General features: G+C 67.3%; 13 protein-coding genes. 3 read left to right on the forward strand and 10 right to left on the reverse strand.

All coding sequences use genetic code 11. The annotated features are described in order from the left end of the window. Positions 1 to 179: 179 nt before the first annotated feature. Positions 180 to 3,239 carry an immunoglobulin-like domain-containing protein gene (locus IW249_RS31850; protein WP_196924174.1) on the forward strand — a complete coding sequence of 1,020 codons (3,060 nt, stop codon included), beginning with the start codon at positions 180 to 182 and terminating at the stop codon, positions 3,237 to 3,239. A gap of 81 nt (positions 3,240 to 3,320) precedes the next feature. On the opposite strand, the gene IW249_RS31855 is transcribed toward IW249_RS31850, so the two are convergent. Beyond that, entirely contained in the window at positions 3,321 to 5,075 is a 1,755-nt protein-coding gene (locus tag IW249_RS31855) for a family 43 glycosylhydrolase (RefSeq protein WP_196924175.1), read from the reverse strand. A gap of 714 nt (positions 5,076 to 5,789) precedes the next feature. On the opposite strand from IW249_RS31855, the gene IW249_RS31860 reads away from it, so the two are divergent. Beyond that, positions 5,790 to 6,281: a serine hydrolase domain-containing protein gene (locus tag IW249_RS31860; protein ID WP_307788773.1), complete on the forward strand. Its 492-nt coding sequence runs from the start codon at positions 5,790 to 5,792 to the stop codon at positions 6,279 to 6,281. A gap of 212 nt (positions 6,282 to 6,493) precedes the next feature. On the opposite strand, the gene IW249_RS31865 is transcribed toward IW249_RS31860, so the two are convergent. The 6 genes from IW249_RS31865 to IW249_RS31890 form a co-directional block, all read right to left on the reverse strand. Then, on the reverse strand, positions 6,494 to 7,648 hold the full coding sequence (locus IW249_RS31865; RefSeq protein WP_196925115.1) for a chymotrypsin family serine protease: 1,155 nt from the start codon (positions 7,646 to 7,648) through the stop codon (positions 6,494 to 6,496). Between the two features lie 289 nt (positions 7,649 to 7,937). After that, on the reverse strand, positions 7,938 to 8,969 hold the full coding sequence (locus IW249_RS31870; RefSeq protein WP_196924176.1) for a hypothetical protein: 1,032 nt from the start codon (positions 8,967 to 8,969) through the stop codon (positions 7,938 to 7,940). A gap of 440 nt (positions 8,970 to 9,409) precedes the next feature. Further along, complete coding sequence (locus IW249_RS31875) at positions 9,410 to 12,451, reverse strand: AfsR/SARP family transcriptional regulator (protein ID WP_196924177.1); 3,042 nt, start codon at positions 12,449 to 12,451, stop codon at positions 9,410 to 9,412. Between the two features lie 167 nt (positions 12,452 to 12,618). Beyond that, complete coding sequence (locus IW249_RS31880; RefSeq protein WP_196924178.1) at positions 12,619 to 12,972, reverse strand: DoxX family protein; 354 nt, start codon at positions 12,970 to 12,972, stop codon at positions 12,619 to 12,621. Positions 12,973 to 13,152: 180 nt separating this feature from the next. Further along, positions 13,153 to 14,787, reverse strand: coding sequence for an FAD-dependent oxidoreductase (locus tag IW249_RS31885; protein WP_196924179.1), 1,635 nt, complete (start codon positions 14,785 to 14,787; stop codon positions 13,153 to 13,155). 114 nt (positions 14,788 to 14,901) lie between these two features. Next, on the reverse strand, positions 14,902 to 16,344 hold the full coding sequence (locus IW249_RS31890; protein ID WP_196924180.1) for a sigma-70 family RNA polymerase sigma factor: 1,443 nt from the start codon (positions 16,342 to 16,344) through the stop codon (positions 14,902 to 14,904). A gap of 120 nt (positions 16,345 to 16,464) precedes the next feature. On the opposite strand from IW249_RS31890, the gene IW249_RS31895 reads away from it, so the two are divergent. Beyond that, entirely contained in the window at positions 16,465 to 16,833 is a 369-nt protein-coding gene (locus IW249_RS31895) for a DoxX family protein (RefSeq protein ID WP_196924181.1), read from the forward strand. A gap of 122 nt (positions 16,834 to 16,955) precedes the next feature. Here the strand turns inward: IW249_RS31895 and IW249_RS31900 are convergent, their stop codons facing one another. The 3 genes from IW249_RS31900 to IW249_RS31910 all read right to left on the reverse strand — a co-directional run bounded on the left by IW249_RS31900 (position 16,956) and on the right by IW249_RS31910 (position 19,577). Next, positions 16,956 to 17,219, reverse strand: coding sequence for a sigma-70 family RNA polymerase sigma factor family protein (locus IW249_RS31900; RefSeq protein WP_196924182.1), 264 nt, complete (start codon positions 17,217 to 17,219; stop codon positions 16,956 to 16,958). Positions 17,220 to 17,787: 568 nt separating this feature from the next. Continuing rightward, positions 17,788 to 18,849 (reverse strand): amidohydrolase family protein, encoded by a 1,062-nt coding sequence (locus IW249_RS31905; RefSeq protein WP_196924183.1) that lies wholly within the window; start codon positions 18,847 to 18,849, stop codon positions 17,788 to 17,790. Between the two features lie 80 nt (positions 18,850 to 18,929). Next, positions 18,930 to 19,577: a TetR/AcrR family transcriptional regulator gene (locus tag IW249_RS31910; RefSeq protein ID WP_196924184.1), complete on the reverse strand. Its 648-nt coding sequence runs from the start codon at positions 19,575 to 19,577 to the stop codon at positions 18,930 to 18,932. Positions 19,578 to 19,676 lie beyond the last annotated feature (99 nt).

Below are 19,676 nucleotides of genomic sequence, written 5' to 3' on the forward strand. Positions count from 1 at the left end.
TGGACGCCCGGCCGGTCCGGCCTCCACCACTGATGGCTAGCCTCCTGGCCCGCGTACGGCCCGCCCAGCAAGGGATCCGGGACAACTGGCGTACCGCATCACCATCTGAACCCCGACAGGCCGACCGGTGGGCACATCAACCTCGGGGCTCCGTGACCCTTGGGCCGCAACGCACTGCGTTGACCTGGCAGCACACCGTAGTTAGCGTTAACAGTTCCGTCCACCTTAGAGAAAACCCCACGCCGATCAAGGAGGATCAGTTGAGACTGCGACAGCGAAGGCCACGTCTCGGGCTGAGTCGCAAGAGTAGAGGTGTCGCGGTCCTGGCACTGGGTGTGCTTCTTTCGGTCTCGTTCGCGGCGACGCCGTCGCACGCTGCCGAGGAGCAGCTCAACGAGGGTCTGGTCCACCACTTCGCCCTCGACGAGACCAGTGGGACGACGTTGGTCAACTCGGGTAGCGCGGGCGCGGCGGCGAACGCCACGCTCGTGAATCCCGAGAAGGCGGCCTTGACCGGCGAAGGAGTCAGGTTCAACCCCGACTCCTACCAGGGCGCCCGCGACGGCGCATACGTGGCACTGCCGAACGACATTACCGCCGGTATGTCCAACCTCACCGTCGACTATGACGTGTGGGTCGACCCAGCAAACGTCGGCGAGCACCAGATGTGGGGCTTTGGCCGTAAGTCCGGGTCGTGCGACGTCGACACCGGCGCCGAGGGCTCCATCTTCGCGTCGAACACGCAGCGGTTCCGGGTCGCGGTGGGTCCGGCGAACCTCCAACAGAACCGGGTCCGCATGCTCGAGGGAGCGTGGACCCATGTCACCTACACCCAGTCACTGAACTCGAACGGCACGAGCTGGACCGGCATGCTCTACCTCGACGGCGTGCTGCACGCGACGTCGACTGACCTGACCACGGCGCCGTCGGTGAACGCTGCGGGGACCAACTGCAACTTCCTCGGTCGCTCGCAGACGTCGGGCCACTACTCGTTCCGCGGAACAATCCGGGACTTCCGCGTGTACGACCGGGCACTGAGTCTCGACGAGACACTCGTCCTGGCGGAGAAGACCGTCTCCCATGGCGTTCGCGCCGACGCCGCGGCCATCGACCTCGGCCTGACCAGTGCGGTCGTACGAGATGTCGTTCTGCCCAAGGTGGGTTCCGTGGCGGGCTCGGCCATCACCTGGAGTAGTTCGGACCCGTCGGTCGTCGAGGTCTACACCCCGCCAGCCCTCGCCAGCGCACGCAAGGTTGCGGTGACCGGCAGGATCACCCGGCCCGCCCAGGGGCAGCCCGACGCGACAGTCATGCTCACGGCGACTGTCCGCAAGGGTGCCGAGCAGGTCACCACACGGGAGATCCCCGTCGTGGTGAAGGCCGAGTTCGACGATGGGCAGGCGGCCGACCGTGACGCCTCCGACCTGACCCTGGACGCTACCGACGACGTACGCGGAAACCTCGACCTCGCTGCCAGGGGCGAGTTCGGATCCACGATCACCTGGAGGTCGACCACAAGCCTCGTCACCCCGACGGGTGAGGTGACCCGCCCGGCCTTCGGCCATGAGGATGTTGCCGCCACCCTGACGGCGACCATCACCAAGGGTACGGCCTCGCGGAAGAAGTCGTTCCCGGTGACCATCACCGCCATGCCACGTTCCGAGGAGTACGAGCGGTACTTCATGGGGTACTTCAAGGGCGAGGGAATTGCCGACGGCGAGCAGATCATGTTCGCCACATCCAACGGAAACACCGCCCTGGACTGGACCGGTCTGACCGGAGGTCGGCCGTCACTCATCTCCCAACTGGGTGACCAGGGGCTTCGTGACCCGCACATCGTCCGCTCACCTGACGGCGACACGTTCTACATGATCGCTACCGACCTGAACTGGTACGACCAGGGTGGATACGCCATCAACGACACCCAGTACATCGAGGTGTTCGAATCACACGACCTTGTGAACTGGACCCCTCAGCGGCACGTGAAGGTCGCGCCCGGCAACGCGGGGAACGCCTTCGCACCAGAGTCGCTGTGGGTCGAGGAAATCGGCGCCTACGTCGTGTTCTGGGCGCAGTCGCTGTGGAGCGACCCCGTGAACCGCACCGGTCAGGGGAACGCGCAGATGTGGTATGCCACGACGCGAGACTTCCAGACGTTCTCCGCTCCCCAGGTCTGGCAGGATCCGGCCCCGCTGTCGCGGATCGACACGACCGCGATCCGGGTCGGTGACCACTACTACCGGGTGACCAAGAACGAGGCTGGCAACCAGGGCTCGGACATCTTCTCGGAGAAACACACCGACTTCCTGGACAGCAACATTGACAACTGGACGTTGGTCGCGCCAGCTCTGGGGCGCACGACGTGGGTCGCCAACCAGGGGTACGAGGGGCCGGTCATCTTCAAGGCGAACCCCGGTGACACCTCCTGCCCCGGCCAGTTCTACCTCTGGGGTGACCGGTACACGAACGGTGGGGGTTACCAGGCCGCGTGTCACGAGAACGTCGAGGCCCCGACCTGGAACGCCAAGGCGATCACGATGACCAACGCGGGTGTCGTCCGTCCGCGTCACGGCACCGTGATCCCGCTGACCGTTCGCGAGTGGAACGATATCCGCGGAATCCCGAACAGCGACGTCACGACCACCACCGAGGTGGCTGTCGAGCCGTACGCGAGCGGCGCCCAGACGACCACGGCCACCGTGACAGTCACGGCAGCTGACGGGTTCGAGACCGGCGGTCAGGTGCGGCTCAGCATCGGCTCGTGGTCGAAGCTCGCCCGCCTGAGCGACGGCGCAGCCACGGTCACGCTGCCGACAGGTCTGCCCGCGGGTGCCCGGACGGTCAAGGCCGAGTACCTCGGCTTCGACTACCTGAAGGCGTCGGTGGGTACGGCATCGTTCGGGGTGCCCTCCGGCCCGGCCGCCGTCAAGGTCCGGGCGAAAGCCGCGCCGGCATCGGTTGTCCGCGGGGGCACGTTCAGATTGAACGTGACTGTTGGACCGGCGGGCGGGCACAAACACCACGCTCCGACCCCGACCGGCGAGGTCACCGTCACCTTCGGCGGCACCGTGCGCGTCGTGCCACTGGCGGACGGTAAGGCCGTCGTCGAACTGCCGACCGCCGATCTGCAGCCCGGGGCCTACCGGGTCCACGTTGCCTACTCCGGCAACCCGACCTACCAGCCCCACGCCGCCAATTACCAGAAGCTGACGGTGCGGAAGCCGCATAGGCACCCCTAGGCGTGCTGAGATGCGGCACAAGTAGGAGCGGGCGAGATCTGTTGATCTCGCCCGCTCCTACTGCACGGCCCAGCAACCGGACTATCGAGTGATCATGCCCTTCTCGACGGCCAGGTTGTAGTTCTCCCCGAAAACGTTCAGTTCGTGGACTCCGACCTTGACGGTCTCGGTCGTACCCAAGACCTTCAGCCTGACTGCGTTCGTCAGCACCCGGTCGAAGGTGACGTAGTCAGCCGTGAACGCGGTGGAGTTCGTACTCCTGTCGACCAAGGGCCGCCACGTGTTGGTGGGGATATCCTTGTACTCCAGCGTGTACTGCACCGCGTTGTCCTTGGTAAACGTGCGTCCGAGCTCCTTCCACTGAATCTGCGCGGCGGAGATGTGAAAAACGGTCCCGAAGCCCCTGATGTACGTGGGCGCGGTATCGCTGTCAGCCGGCTCCCACCAGGTGGATAGGGAGCGGTCGCTTCCGTAGTACGGGTTGCGCCCGGGCGCATAGCTGCTTGCCCAGTAGGCCTGGCTGTTGGTGGCCACATTGTAGAGTCCGGTGTCGTCCCTGCCCGAGATCTTCTTCCCCGGGGCCAGTTGCGGCGTGTTGGACAACTCGCAATCGATTGCTCCCCGTTTCGGACCGGCGGGAATCACGTTGCAGATGTCCATCCCCAGTCGCCGCTCGAAGAACTCCTCGTACGCGATGACATAGGTGTAGAAGAACACCAGGTTGCCGGACTTGTCGAGTACGAAACTGCCGTGCCCAGCGTTCGGATATACCGCACTCGGGTGGTTGTTTCCGTAGCCGATCGGGTTTTGCTGGGTGACTTTGAACCCGGATAGCGGTTTGTCCGACGTCATCACACCGGTCGCGTACGTGGTGAACTCCGTGCCACCGGATGCGACCGATAGGTAGTACGTGTCCCTCACCTTGAACAGCTGCGAACCCTCCACGTACCCATGCGTGTAGGTCGCCTTGTTGTCACCGATGTGCTGCCACTCCTGGCGCGGGTCAAAGGTCCAGAGCACGACCGGGTCGCTGATGAGCTGCCGAGGATTGTTCGGGTCGAGCTCGGCGCCCATGATCGGCGAGCCGATGTTGTACGTCAAGTACAGCCGGCCGTCCGTGTCCGGGAAGAATTGCACGTCGCCAACGCTCAGGGTCTGGCCGCTCGGGCGCAGGAAACTTCCCATGCTGGTCCACGGCCCGGTGGGCGAGTCCGCTTGATAGACCGGCGTGTTGTTGCCGGCCATGTAGAACTTGTCGCCGAGTTGCACGACGGTTGGTGCGACCAAGCCCAGGTTCATCTGATGGGGCGTCCACGTGAGGTAGTCAGTGGTGGACCAGACAGTGCGGTTGTTGTTCGGGGCGTTCTGCATGGCGCCTGATGCATAGAGATAAATGGTCCCGTCGACGTTCAGGGCGGACCAGTCCGCCCCGGTTCGTGCAGAGTTCTCGGAAATCCTGGTGAACCCGGCGGTGGATCGGCTCGCGAGAGTCCGCCCGGACGCTGCCGTCCACGTCTCCAGGTTCAAGCTGGCCGGGATTTGCGAAGTGTTTGCGACATTCTCGTCCGTAGGCGGCATCGTCCCTACGATGTTGCGCACGGCCATTCCGGGCAAATTGATCGGGTTCACGTATGTCTGAGCCATGTCGACGCCGGCCAGTGGCACCTTGGCGGACGGGGTTTGAGGTCCGGTGCCGGGTGCTGCCGGCGGCACGGGTTTCTCCGCCGAGGCCGGCACGATCGGTGTCAGTTGACCCACGCCCACTCCTATCGCGAGAGCAAGGCCAATCGCCGCTAAACCTCGACGTCGATTGCCGGCAGTCTTCTCGATAACCATTAGGTCCCACCTTCCGTCTGAGCGTATTTAGCGCTAACAACGGGCAGAAAACGTCCGATTTCACGATCAGCCGGCCTGACGTGGCTAATTGCTGGATGTGAGGCATCCTTCGACGGTGATAACGAAGGGTGGGAGAAGGGCTTTCCGCTCGACCAGTTGGGCTTCCAGCGCACACGCTATCGACTCGGCCTCGTCCGGCGCGGATCAGCGGCCGGCGGCTGTTAGCGCTAACAACGTTTCAGTGATGTTAACGGTGCTATTTGGAGCGTGTCAAGAGCATCAATGCGATGCGACTAGGCTGATCATGGTGTCGGGCTGTTGGGTGGAGCAGCTGACCATCTTCGCCAACCTGCGTCCAATCTGCTCCCAGTTGCAAGACCAGGCCAACCAACGGCTCCTTACCGCCTTGATCTGCGCACACTCCCCTGTCAGACGACATAGAGCGCCGTCGACCGCTGCGCAGAACCGCGGAGCACTCCGCGGGAGACAGGACACAACACCGCACCCGCTCTGGCCTGCGGGAACGTAGAGCCCCGGGTAGGGGTGGGTGCTGTTGAGGCCGTTCGACGCCGTTGGCCGCAGTTGAAGGCCGTTCAGGCTCCCACCCAGTGAGCCCCACTACCACCTGGCGTTCCTCGTCGTGCGGCCCGGCGCCAGGCAGTCCGGACACGGCACGTCCCTGCTCAGCTCGCCGAGGCAGGCAGGTTCTCCGGCGTGGTGCTGCTGTCGCACCGGGGCCGGACGGTGCTGTCCCGCAGCTACGGCATGGGCGATCAGGAGAAGGGGATCCGCAACCACGAGGGCACGGCATTCAGCCTCAGTTCGGCGTGCAAGCCGCTCCATGTGGCGGCCATCTTGCAGCTGGCCCAGCAGGGCAAGCTGCGGCTGTCAGACACGGTAGGCGCCCACCTGAACGGCTTCGCCACGGACATCGCCGACCAGGCGAACATCCACCACCTGCTGTCCGGCACCTCCGGCCTGGACTCCCCTGATGAGGACGTGCAACGCGTCTTCCAGAGCCGGGACGAGGTGCACGAATACTACGAGCAGCGGGCCCGGCAAGCGAAACTGGTGGGCGTCCCGGGCATTCCCACCACCACCCATGCCGAGGCGGAGGTCACCATTTCCGCGCTGATCGTGGAGGCCGTGGCCGGCAGACGTACTGGGACTACATCCAGGAGAACATCTTCAAGCGCTGCGGCATGACCGGCTCGGCGTTCTACACCCGGCCGCAGTGGCTCACCGACATCACCGACTTCCGGACCGGGGAGGCCACCTCCACCTGGACCGACAGCAACGGCACCTGGACTCGCCGCGCCTTCGCCTCCCGAGCCGACAACGTCGTCGTACACGAACTGACCCCGGCCCCAAGGCACCGGTACGCGGGCGGCACGCTCGCCGCCCGCGTACCGGACCGGTCAGTTGCCGCCGATCACCACGACGGCGTCCGTGGCCGCCTCGACGCGGTGGATGGGCGTGAAGTCCGCCCGGCTCGAGCTGTCGCTACAGGTGATGATGCCCTCGGCGGTGAGGTCGTTCGTCGCCGAGGTGGCGGTGTTCCACCGCGTGACCGGCCCGCCCGAGTCGCCGCCGAGCACCGGACCGTCGCTCGGGTGCCCGGTGACCGTGTCGACGACAACCGTCGGCGTGCCGTTGCAGTCGGTGTTGTTGGTGTCCCGGACCAGGCCGTACACCAGACCACCGTTGGCACCGGACAGGTAGACCGCCGACCCGATGGCGGGCCATCCGGTCAACTTCGCCGTCACCGGATGCGACGTGCTGGTGTCCCGCCCACCGAACCAGGAGTGCCGGCTGAAGTAAGCGCCGTTCTCCCCCGCCAGCATGGCGACGTCCGTGCCCAGGCTGTAGTAGTTCGAGCTGACCCGCAGGTTCCAGCCGCCGTGCCAGAAGTTGCGCTGGTTCGGGCCGCAGTGTCCGGCGGTGGTCACCCAGTTGCTGTTGGTCCCGCCGCGGGTCATCCGGAATCCGGTCGTGCACCACGCGTCCGCGGTACGGGCGTTTCCGGGAACGCTGTTGAACAGTGCCAGCCCACCGTAGTAGGGGGCGCTGTCGACCCGGCGGCTCGCCTCGACGGTTCCGGTCTTCGACAGGGACACCCTCGGCGTCAGGGAGGTGGCCTTGACCGCCGCCGCGACGAGGGCCTCGGCGTCGCCGGAGGCGTCGATGACGATCTGCGGTGTCAGGCGGTCCAGCCATACCTGGTGCACACTCCCGGCGCTGTCGCCGGCCCAGGCCCGGGAACTCTTCAACGCCTTCGTGGCGGTCTCCAGCCGCTGCATTGACACCGTCGTGGTCTCGAACCGGACCGGCACCTCGCCCGCCTGTCGCGAACGGGCCGCCACCTCGGACCGCAGTCGCGCGCCGTCGGCGTTCGCCACCTGCCGGACGACCAGTTGCCCGGTCTTCTCGTCGAAGTACGTGCCGCCCGAGCCCTCGGGGCTTCCGGCGGCAATGGCTTCCAGGTGGTGGAACTGCCGGTTCATCGCGTCCACGTCGACGGCCGGGGCGAAACCGGCGAGCGACGGTTGTGCGGCCGCTCGGTCCGGGGACACCTTTGCCTGGGCTGCGGACGTCGTACCCGCGACCGCTACGAGTACACAACTCACAAACACCATGCGTCTACGCACGGAACCTCCTGTTGGGGGATGGGCTCGATGCCGCTACCTTCGCGCGGGATGCCCGCAGTCCGCTTGCAATCCGCCTGCAGTCTCCGACCGCCGCATCGCGGTGGCCCCCACCTCGGCCTGCGGAACGCACGAATGCGGGTCCCTCCCGTGGAGGGCCCGCATCCTTTCCATGTCCTTCTTTGACGGCCGGTCGGGCGACCGGGACCGGCGACGGTCAGAAGATGTTCATGGCGATGCCGTTCGTCAATGAGGTCGTGCTCTGGACCCCGTCGATCTTGATCGGGTTGCCGGAGACGTGTTTCACGAAGATCCGCATGATGAAGGTCCGGGTTCCGCAGGTCGGGTCGATCGGCACGCCGGTGAGGGCGAAGTTCGCGACGTAGTGGTGGGCGTCGTCGCGAATCGTCTTGCGCGAGGTTGCGGTGCTCGTGGTCCGGCACGTGTGGGCGGTCGGGTCGAGTTGGATGAACTCGAAACGCACGTCGACCACCGCATTCGTTCCGCGCGGCTGCTCGTACGCGTCGATGGCGCTCTTGCATGACGCGGTGCCCGTGTAGCAAGTGGTCAGTTCCAGCGTCGCCAGCGCCTGAGCCGAGGTCGCGTTGGCGGCGGCGTTCCATTTGTGCACGGGGGTGCCGTCGTCGTAGAACACCCAGGCCGTGGACGTGCCGGCGCCGACGTAGGTGCAGGTGCTCGACGTGCCGGTGCTGCTGCAGGCGGGGTTCTGCCACCACCGCGCACCCACCTGGTTGGTGTCGCTCACCTCCAGCCAGGTGTCTGTCGCGACGGCGGTCAGGTAGTAGCCGTCGAGCGAGGTGGAGGCCGTGTACCCGTACATGCCGCAGGTGTAGGTGCCCGCCGATGGCGCGGTGAAGAGCAGGTCGGCGTAGATCGGCAGGTGCCCAGGCCTGGCGTAGTAGGTGGTGTCCGAGCCCTCGTGGTTCCGCGAGGACGTTGATGTGGTGCCGACGACTGCTCCGGCTGGGTTCACACACTTCAGGGTGTTGTTCATCGACACGATTTGCTGCACGCTGCTGGTCGCCTGGAGGCGTCCGCGCACGTGCCGGGATTCACCGGCCGCGAGGGTGACCGTCCTGCTCAGCAGACGCTCCTCGACCCGCGAGTGGAAACTGTTCGCGCTGGTCAGCGTCACCCGGGTCACGGGCCCGTCGTCGGCATGCGCGACTGTCGCCGCGGACATGACGACTGACAGAACAGTCAAGACCAGGCTGAGGATCTTCCGCACGTATCGGCTCCTGCCAGTTGATGGGCGAGTCCGGCCACTGTCACGTGACGCGCTTGCAAAAGCCATGCACTCGTCCGGGTCGGCTCGCAAATCGACCTCGACTAGGGAGTAGGGGCGACAGCGCAGCCGTGACGTAGTGAGCATCCCGACCCCTCTGACGCGCGCCCCGTCCCGCAGGTGCGCGGCCGAGCGGGAGAGGGAGTCGTCAAGGAGGGCCTGAAGCTCGATTGAGCCCTACTGCACTGATTCGCCGCCTGCGCATCCGCTGGGAGATCCGCGACGACATCCACGAAGCCTTCCTCACCCTCGCCCGCGCTATCACCTGCTGGTGCCGACTCCACCACTCAAAGAGTTAGGAGCTCTTAATGATGTCGGCCGTGTCCAGTCGACGTGAGGACCGTTCTACCTGAACGTCGGGTGACACCAGCAGCCCTCCCCGGCTACTCCTTCACCGAATTACGAGACGCCCCATTTAGCCTCGCCTGGATCTCGGCGAGGGCGTGCGATGCGCGGGCCTCGACGAGCCGGTACCCGGCCCGGTGAGCGAGGTCGATGGCGAGCGTGGCTCGGGCCTCGGCTTCGTCGAGGACGTCGAGGTTCAGCAGCGCCATGGCCGAGCCGCGCAACGCGTCAGCCTCACACCAGCGGAAGCTGGTCGAGCGCGCCACCTGCAGGGCTCGGTTGTGATGGTCTGCGGCTTCGGCGGGCAGGCCCAACCGCAGACAGACATCACCGAGGGCGTTGAGCGCCCACGCTTCGGTACCGCGGTCACTGATCTTCCTGGTCAGTTCGACTGCCGACCGGGCGTCGTCGAGGGTTTGCTCCGAGGGGCCGGTCTGGCAGTGCAGCAGCGCGCGGCCGGACAGCGCGGTCGCTTCGCCGTAGTGATACCCGAGTTCACGGTTGGCGGCCAGCGCCCGGGCGTAGAACTCCTCGGCCGTGTCCGGGTTGCCGAGGTCACGGTGCACGTTCCCTAGATCCACGAGCAGGACGGCGACGCTGAAGCTGGCGCGTTGCCGCTCCCCCAGTTCCAGCGCCCGGCCGAAGTGCTCCAGCGCTTTATCCAGCAGGCCCAACTGCCAATAGGCGAAGCCGAGATTCGCCAGTGTCATGGCGCTCCCGGCGCCATTCCCCAACTCGTGTTGAAGGTCCAGCGATTCCAGCCCGCAGTCGATCGACGCGTGGGGATTACCGAGGCGCTGGTGCACCGCACTGAGATTGTTCAGCACGGCGGCGCGGCCTTCGTGCCAGCCGTCGGCTGCGTTCCGCCGTAGTGCACTGTCGAGATGGTCTTGTGCCTCGGCGTAGTGGCCCATGTTGACGTAGGCGAGCGCGATGCTCTGGTGCATCGCAGCTTGCGCCCGTTCGTCGCCCTCGCCGTGCGCGGCTTCCAGCCCCAACGAGGCCATCTCCACCCATTCCGTCCGGTGACCGCGCTGGTGGAAATAGGCGCGGAGGGCGTCGGCGATGTGCCATGCCAGCGGTCGTGGACCTCGCGCCGCTGCCTGACCGACCGCGGCGGCGAGAGTCGGCCACTCGGCGTCGAGCCAGGCGAGCGCACTGTTGTTGTCCGGGAAGCTGATCCCGTTCTCCACCTTCCTCGGCAGCCGCAGAAAGTGAGAAATGAGCTGCCTGCCCGCCGCGTCAGCCGTGTGCAGGTAATGGTCCAGGACGAGTCCGCGAGCGTGTTCGAGCTCGACAGCAGTGTCTTCTACCAGCGCCCGGCCGACCGCATACCTTCGGAGCAGGTCGTGGAGCCGGAAGCGCCCGCGTGTGTATTGCTCGATCAGGTGTGCCGCGGCCAATGCCTTTATCAGTCGGTCAGTCCGAGCCGGGGGCAGCCCGGCGGCCACGCTCGCGGGCAGCGCAGTGAACGTCGGTCCCGGCAGCAGCCCGAGGCGACGGAAGAGCAGGCGATGCTCCGCCGGAAGCGCCCAGTAGGACGAGGCGAACGCTCTCGTGACAGCACTTTCCTCGGCGCCGTCCACGGTGAACCCGGCCAACCGGTCGCCATCGGAGAGTTCCTGCACCAACCCGGTGATCTCCGCCTTCGGGACAGCGACGATGTTGGCCACCGCGATCCGCAGTGCGAGCGGCAGGTGACCGCAGAGATCCGCCAGCTTCCCGGCTGCGGCTGCTTCGGTGGCGACCTGGTCGACGCCGAGCGCGGCCTCCAGCAGCCGGCGAGAGTCGGCGGCGGTGAGCACGGACAGCGACAGTGTTTGCGCGCCGGTGCGGGCGATCAGCTCTCCGAGCCGCTGCCTACTGGTGAGGATGACCGTTCCCGCCGACGGGATCAGCGCGTTCACCTGGGCGGCGTCGCGCACGTTGTCCAGCACCAGCAGGACGCGTTGGCCGGCCAGCAGTGAGCGGAACAGGGCAGCCCGGCCCGCCGCATCCGCCGGGATCAGCCGGTGATCGACACCGAGGCTGCTGAGCAACTGGAGGAGTCCGGCGGACTCGCTGAGCGGGTCGTGCTCGGCGTCGAAGCCACGGAGGTCGAGGTAGAGCTGCCCACCCGGGAACCTCTCCCGGTGGCGGTGGGCCCAGTGGAGGGCGAGCGCCGTCTTGCCGACGCCGGCGGTGCCACTGATCACCCAGATCTTCATGCCCGACGCGGACTCCAATGCGGTGTCGAGCCGGGCGAGTTCTTCTGCGCGTCCGGCGAATCCGTGGGCGGCGGGCGGTAACTGCGCCGGTCGTACCGGCTCGGGTGGTGATGTGTCCATGGGTCTCGCGGCCGGATCCAGAGCCGGGTCCGCGCGCAGGATCGCGGATTCCAACCGCATAAGTTTTGGTGCCGGATCGAGGCCGAGGTCGCCGGCCAGTCGCTTCCGCAGCGTGCGATAGACGTCGAGCGCGGCGGCGGTGCGGCCGTCGCGGTGCAGGGCCAGCATGAGTTGGCCCACGAGCCGCTGCCGCAGCGGGTGGTCGGTCACGAGCCGGGTGAGCTCGGCGAGCAGCCGCCGGCCGTCGCCCAGCCGCAGTTGGGCGTCCAGGCGGTCTTCCAGGGCGGTCCATCGGGCTTCATCGAGGTGACCGCACAGGCGTTCGGCGACTTCGGTGGACGCCACGCCTGCGAGTGCCTCGCCGTGCCAGAGGGCGAGCGCCTGGTCGAACAGCTCGACCGCGCGCTCGTCGTCCGACGAGCGGGCCGCGAGAATCAGGTCCGTGAACCGATGCGCGTCGATCACGAGCGGATCCACGTGTATGACGTAGCCTGCTCCCCGGCCGACGATGGCGGGCCCGTCGCCGACCTGCCGAAGCGCCGCACGTAGCCGGGATACGAGCGTCTGGATCGAGGCTCGTGCGGACGCCGGCACATCCTCGCCCCAGGCGAGGTCGACCAGCCGGTCCAGCGGCACCATTCGGTTGGGTTCCAGCAGCAGGACCGCGAGCACCAGGCGCTGCTTGCGCGAACCGAGATCGACCTGTTTCCCGCCCGCCCATGCCTCGACTGTGCCCAGGATCCGAAACTCCACGATCCTAACCCCCCGATTGTTCGCCGTTATGCCGCGATCGATTAGATCGACCTGGCATTGGACGCGCTGCAGGTTGCGATCCGGCGCAGGCGCTTCAACGTCCCACCAGCCGAATACGAAGCGTTACACGCGATGACCCAACCCCCGCGCCGTCGTCGCGTGTTCGATCATGCGGTTTGGACGGTGAAGGCCAGCGTCGCCGAGCAGATGACCAACATGGCCGTCGCGTTCAGGAACAGGTTGCGGCCGAAATCGCGGGCGCGGACGTGCGCCGAGACCGCCACCGCGAAGTAGCAGACCAGCGCCGCAGACACGAGCACCGCCAACGGCGGAACCCAGATCCCGACGATGAGCCCAGCCGCTGCGGCAGCCTTGAGCGGGGGGAGAAACTTCCAGAAGCGTTCGGGGAACCGGACGTCGGTCAAACATTGCCGAATGAAGGCGACCGGCTTTACACATAGCAGCGCGTCGCAGAGCTGGATCACTGCCAACAAGGCCAGCGGCCACCAGGGTTGCACCATCTCGAAGGACTCCTCAGGTAATGGGTCATGATCAACCACACTGGACGTGAATGGAGCCTCACCATGTCGGACAACGGTGACCCGCCATCGTCTACGGCCCGTTCTCGACTTCTGCTGCCGTGCCAGTCAGCCACCCTGCCTCAGCGGAAAGGCTCAGCCCTCCTCGGTGTCTTGGCCTTCTCACGTGCCCGGCTGTCGTCGGGTGGCGGCAGCGGGTGGGGGGTGCGCGCCCGCGCCGAGGACGTGCTTGGCCACCGCGTCGGCGCAGGGGGTGTGCGCGCGCCAGTGGAGGTAGCCGTCCGGGCGAATGAGCAGCGCTGTGCCGGGCTTTGCTCGGTAGGCCCGGCGAAACGTCCCGTCGCGGTCGATGACCACCCGGCCGGAGAACGACGTCGACCGCGCGGGCGTGATCAAGCAGGTGTGCACCTCGTCGGGAAGAGCATCACAGTCGAGGCGGCCGGCGGAGGCGTCGCCAACGAGGAGCAGCGTCCATTGTGGCCCGCGCAGTAGGTCGAACAGCCGCAGCGGCTGCCCGGTTGCGGTATCGACGAGGCGGGCGTCGGGGGCCCGATCGCCGGGTCGGACGCGGCCGCCGGACAGCTCGTCGTCTGCCAGGGGCCCGTCGTGGTAGCCAATGTCGATCTGGGACACACGAGCGGTGAGCCTGCGGTTGATCGAGGGTCGGCCGAGTAGCGGCAGGAGCAGTCGTTGCACGGCGAACCGGACGAGTGGGTTGCGGTTGGTGACCACGTCGAGGATGTTGGTGCTTTGCGCCAACGCACGACGGGCGACGGGAAGGCGTTCGGCCGGGTAGGTGTCGAGCAGGGTGTCGTCGTGGCCGTTGAGGCAGGCGGCCAGCTTCCATCCCAGGTTGTAGGCGTCCTGGATGCCGGTGTTCATTCCCTGCCCTCCGGTGGGCGGGTGCACGTGCGCGGCGTCGCCGGCGAGCAGGACTCGGCCGCGGCGGTAGTCCTCGACCATGCGGACATTGACCCGGAAGTTCGACAACCAGGTCGCGTCGGAAAGGCGAACCTGCGGGTGGCCGGTGCGTTCGTCCCAGAGCCGCTGGAGGGCCTCCAGGGTGGGCTCGAGGTCGTCGCCGACGGTGATGCTCGCGCCGATCTGCCACTGCCCGGTTCTGGGCAGGCCAGCCAGACCGAGGAACGACCCGTCCGTGCCGAGCCATGCGTGTGAGCGAACGGCTCCGTCGACTTCGGGGTGCCACCCGGGAACGGTGATGTCACCGAGCAGGTAGCGCTGAGTCTCGTCGGACGAGCCGGCGAACTCCAGGTCCAGTGTGCGGCGCACGATGCTGTGCGCGCCGTCGCAGCCGACGAGGTAGCGGACGGTCAGATCTTCCCGGCCGCCGTCCGGTGTGGTGACCACGGCGCGCACCGCGTCGTTACCAGCCTTGAACGACTCAAGGCGGGTGTTGAACCGAATCGCGGAACCGAGTTCGTGCAGCCGCCGCGCGAGCAGCGTGGTGGTGCGCCACTGGGGAATCATCACGATGTTCGGGTACGGCAAGTCCGCGCGCGGCTCGGCGAGACCGGCGGGTATCTGCGCAAGGCGCCGGCCATCGCGGTACAGGGTGATGTCCTGGCGCGACTGGCCGTGTCCCAGAACCGCGTCGATAACACCGAGATCGTCAAGCACCTCCAGGCTTCGAGGTTGCAGGCCCTTGCCTCGGGACTGACGAGGCAGTGCGGGCGCGGCCTCGATCAGTACCGCGCGAACTCCACGGCGGGCCAAATCGACCGCGAGGGTGAGCCCGGTCGGGCCGGCCCCGACGATCAGCACATCGACGGCGGGCATCTGTCTCCTCCTTCTAGGCGATGAACCCCGGTAGCAGTCACGATGCCCAGCGCGAGCGCAACAGCGACGGCAATCACGGCGCCCGTACGCAGGCGGGGGCGCCCGAGTGGGACCTCAGACATGGGGAATCAGGTCTGGCAGTAGGTCGAACACCGCACGTCGACTGGCAGCGTCGAGCGGTGGGCGGATGGCGTTCGCTCCGATCAGGAGAAGATGCGGCAGCAGGGCGGCGGCACGCGCCCGGGTCGGGTCAAGCACAACGCGGTTCCAGAGGGTCTCGAGGAAAGTGAGCCGTGCGCTGTCGACGCGTTCGACCACGCCACGCGCACCGTCGTTCCCGATCGCCCACGCCCGCAGCGCCCGATCCAGCTCGGCGTCGAACAGCTCGTCGAGCCGCGAGGGAAGGGCCCGCAGGGCGTCGACCGGATCGACGGTCGCGAGCTCGCCTGACAGCCCATCCAACAGGTTGACCTGTCCATGCTCGATATGAGTCAGCAACGCCGCGTGGTAGTCGGCGACCCCCGTGAAGTGGTGATGGAACGACCCCTTCGTCAGGCCGAGGCGGGCAGCCAGACGGTCGATCCGCAGACCCGCCGGCCCCTCGTCGGTCAATACCACGATGCCCTCGCCGAGCCAGAGATCACGTGTTCCCATCAATCGAGCATACCATACGGTATGGTATGCAATCTTGAGTGGACTGAGCATCACGCACCGAGGCCGCCGGGAGGGACACGGTGCCGCGCTCGTAGGGGTGATGTCGATGCTCGTGACGAGGCCGTCGTGGACGCCGATCCGGATCAATGCGAATGGGTGCCCACCAGGGGCGATCACCGCTCCCGGGTGACCCTCAACGAGGACCGGGGCGGCGGCCGCGATGCGGTCCACGAACGCCCTGGTCTCCTCCGCGACCGCCCAGGCGCCCCGGACGACAGGCGCGGTGCCGTCGGCGAGGAATCCGAGGTCGGCCGTGCGGACGACGTCCGGCGCCAGGAGCGTGACGAGCCGCGGGATGTCGCCGCCACGCGCTGCGGCGAGGAACGCGTCGATGATCTCCATCTGGTGGGCGGATCCCGGCAGGTCGACCGCGGGAGCGTCCCTGAGCCGGATCCGCGCTCGACTCGCGAGCTTCTTCGCCGCGGCCACCGTCGTGTCGAGCACGGGCCCGATCTCGTCGAACGGGACGGCGAAGAGGTCATGCAGCACGTAGGCCACCCGCTGCGGGGGAGACAGTTCGTGGAGCACGACCAGCAGCGCCCGGGAGACGTCCTCACGACGGATGAACGCCTCGTCGGCCGCGAGCTGCTCGGCGGGGATGTCGTCGGCCGTGAGCGCGACTTCGCGCCGGCGATGGCGGGCGCGAAGCTGGTCGAGGCACAGGCGTGCCGTCACCGTGGTGAGCCAGCCCTCGGGGTTGACCAGTTGCGCCGGGTCGGCTGACCGCGCGCGCAGCCAGGCGGCCTGCACCGCGTCTTCGGCATCGTTGTGCGAGCCGACGATGCGATAGGCCAACGACATCAGTCGGGCCCTCGATGCCTCGAAGTGTTCGACGAGTTCCACGTCTGGTCACCTTTCATGCGTGCCGGGCGTCAGAAGGGGCGAGAGACCACAACCTGATGAACCCGCGCACGTGGAGGCACCTGTGAGTTTACCGATTGCTCGATCGCGCTGGCGCGCGTCATGATCGCCGTACTGGAGGGAGTCCTGGTCGTCGCGACCATCCTGTGCGCCCTCGCCAACGCCATCGAGGTGACCGCCAAGGTGATCAGGGCCGACTTCGTGATGCGCAACTGCGCCGAGGTCGGGCTGTCCGCGCGGTGGATCCCCTACCTCGCACTGGTCGAGGGGGCCGGCGTCGTGGGTCTGGTGCTCGGCCTTCTCGGCGTACGTCCCTTCGGATTGGCCGCAGCCCTCGGCCTCGTCCTGTTCTTCGTCGGCGCGCTCCTGGCTCACGCCCGCACGCGGGCGTTCCACAACATCGCGTTTCCCGCGGTCTTCCTCGTCCTCGCCGTCGCCGCCGTGGGGCATTTCGCGTCGACGAGCGCCTGATCGATCGCTGATCGGCCTTTGCGGTGCAGGGGCTGAGGGTCCGTGTGACGGGGCCGCCGATCCGTGCCGCCGAAGAAGATGAGGCGGCTGCACACCCCTGCACGCGCCCGAAAGGACGGAGTTCACGCCGATCCCGCGACCCCGACCACTCGGCCGGCGATCCGTCCACGGCCGGAGCTTGTCGGGATGGCGTACCCCCAGATGCGCTTGATCCGATCGCCGACGACCTCGAACGCGTACACCGATACGGTGACGCCGTCCTGTTGGGCGATCAGGCCGGGTTGGCCGTTGACCGTACGCTCCAGGATCGTCAGGACGCGAAGTCTGCCCTCGAGATGGACCAGCGAGCGCACGATCTGCTCGGCGCCTTCGATCGGGCGGAGCACGGCGCCGACGACGCCGCCGCCGATCGCCGTCGTCGGGGTCGAGAAGGCCGATCAGGGCGTCGATGTCCTTGGCTTCCCAGGCCTGCTTGAAACGCCTGACGATGTCGGCGCGCCGGGCTGTCGAGGTCGCGGGGGCCCGCGCCGTGGGAATGCGCCGGCGGGCCGGCGGGCCACACGCCGCAGGGGTACGGCCGACGATGTCGCCGCTGGCGGCTGCCTTGCGCAGGATCTCCTTCTCCTGCCGCAGCTCAGCTATCTCGCGCCGCGGACGGGCAATCTCGGCGTTCCTGTCCACCACCGACAGCCCTTCCGCGGCGGCTGTACCCGTCCCAAACCGCTGCTCCTGCCTACGAACTCAGTGTCGTAGCGACTCGTGACTCATACCCAGCTCACGGACGACCTGAATGATCCGGCCCGACGAGCGGACCAGGTCGACCGCGTCACGCTGGAACTCCTCCGTATGCTCAGTCATGCCCACCAAGACACCGCGAAACACCGACACCCGACACGACGTGACGCGCGTCAACACAGGTCATGACGCCGCCGAACAGACGGTCCGCCGTGGCGCTCACGGAATCTGCTTCTCCCCGTTGCCGGATTGGACGAGTCGGAAGAAGACCCGGGCGGCGCTCCGCTGCGCTGCCCGTTGCAGGCGCGCGGCCACCCGATGGTCCGGGTCTGGCGTGCCGCCGGTGGCCAGGCGCGGGAAGAGGGCTTCGGCGTTGGTGCGGTTGACCGCTCGCAGTTGCCCGAGTTCGAGGCAGGTGTCGATTCCGTTGGCGAAGTACTGCCCGGCCGGGATGGGCGCGAAGGGCCAGTCGCTGCCGAAAAGCACACGCCCGGGTCGGGCGAAGGCAAGCAGGGTGGGCAGGGCGGCCGGGCTCGACGACAGTGCGGTGTCGAAGTAGAAGGTGCGGAAGTCGTCCAGGATGTCCAGCGGGCTGCGTGCGGTTTCGGCGGCGATGGCCAGGGCCATGCGGTGTGAGGCGTAGGGCAGAAAGCCTCCGGCGTGGCTGAGGACGAACCGGATTCTGGGGTATCGCCGGAGGACGCCGGTTCGGACGAGGAGGTAGGCCGCTCGGGTGGTGTCGAGCAGGAAGTCGGCGGCGAACGGTGGGATGCCGTCGACGGCTGGTCCGGGCAGGTCAGCGGGGTGGACGAAGACGACGGCGGCGCGCTCGTCCAGGGTCTGCCACAGCGCGTCCTGGTCGGGGCCACCGAGGTAGTCGCCGTTGCTGTTGGCGAGCAGAGTGACGCCGTCGGCGCGGAGTTCGTCGAGGACGCGACGGGCCTCGGTGGTGGCGGCCGTGATGTGGGGCATCGGCAGGGTGGCGAAGTACCCGAATCGGGTTGGATGCTCGGCGGCCAGCCCCGCGGCGTAGTCGTTGAGCTGCCGCGCAAGGTCGCCGGCTTCGGTCGGGCTGGTGAGGAAGCTGGTGCCGGGGGTCGAGACGGACAGCAGGGCCACGGCGGTGCCGAGCAGGTCCATCTGGTCCAATGCGGACTCGGGTGTCCAGGTGGGCAGCGCCCGACCGCCCGCTGCCGCGATGCCGGCCTCAGCGAGCAGGGCGCGGTAGAAGGGCGGCAGGATGTGCTGATGGACGTCGATCCTGGCTAACTGGCCGGTCATGCTGTGGTTCCTCTCGACGCGCTAGACACTGCTGCTGCGGAACGGCTGTGAACTCCATCCCCCACCACCGCTGACCGCAGCTACGGCTTGGCATGGTCATGGGAAGCCCCTGGGGCCATCCGGAGGGCCGCCTCGTAGACCAGCCGCGCGTGCAGCTCGAACATCGCCGCGAGATCGACGGCATCGCCGTGGATCTCGCGCTGCAGGAACAGTCCGTCGGCCCCGGCCAGGGCGTACGTCACGACGGTCCGCACGTCCGCCGGATCGAGGCCCGGCAGCAGCGTCTCGATCACCTCGATGAACCTCTGTCGGGCGACCTCGCGGACCTGGAGAAACACGGCCCGTCCTCGGGGCTCCTCGGGCCGCCGCTCCAGGGCGAGCATGAGACCCAGGCGCAGGAAGTCGGGGGCGTTGACGAGCGACGCGGCCACCGCCGCGCCGACGGCGACGAAACGCTGCAGCGGCGTACCGGTTTCCTCGCCGGGCAGGTCGAGGGCCGCCAGCCAGGTCTCGAAGCTGCGCTCGATCACTGCGGCGAGCAGGTCGTCCTTGTCCTTGAAATGCCAGTAGATCGAGCTCGCGGGCAACCCGCAGCGGGCACTCACCGCCGCGATCGAGGTCCCCTCATACCCACGTTCACTCGCGATCTGCACGGCGGCGTCGAGGATGCGTTGCCGCGACTCCACGCCGTTGGCGCGCTTCCTGCGCGTGGGCCGTGTCCCTGTCATTCCGCACACCTCCCGCCTCACCGCGACCTTGACGATGCCGCCGCCACGAATCTACCGTAGCGATCGCTCTAATTGAAGTGGGCGCTACAGGATTCGCCG

Source organism: Micromonospora vinacea (assembly GCF_015751785.1).
Taxonomy (GTDB): Bacteria; Actinomycetota; Actinomycetes; order Mycobacteriales; family Micromonosporaceae; genus Micromonospora; species Micromonospora vinacea.

Excerpts from the sequence above, each read along its gene's own strand:
- IW249_RS31855 (WP_196924175.1), bottom strand. The coding sequence starts at position 5,075 with ATGGTTATCGAGAAGACTGCCGGCAATCGACGTCGAGGTTTAGCGGCG.
- IW249_RS31880 (WP_196924178.1), bottom strand. The coding sequence starts at position 12,972 with ATGGTGCAACCCTGGTGGCCGCTGGCCTTGTTGGCAGTGATCCAGCTC.
- IW249_RS31895 (WP_196924181.1), top strand. The coding sequence starts at position 16,465 with ATGATCGCCGTACTGGAGGGAGTCCTGGTCGTCGCGACCATCCTGTGC.
- IW249_RS31885 (WP_196924179.1), bottom strand. The coding sequence starts at position 14,787 with ATGCCCGCCGTCGATGTGCTGATCGTCGGGGCCGGCCCGACCGGGCTC.
- IW249_RS31905 (WP_196924183.1), bottom strand. The coding sequence starts at position 18,849 with ATGACCGGCCAGTTAGCCAGGATCGACGTCCATCAGCACATCCTGCCG.
- IW249_RS31910 (WP_196924184.1), bottom strand. The coding sequence starts at position 19,577 with ATGACAGGGACACGGCCCACGCGCAGGAAGCGCGCCAACGGCGTGGAG.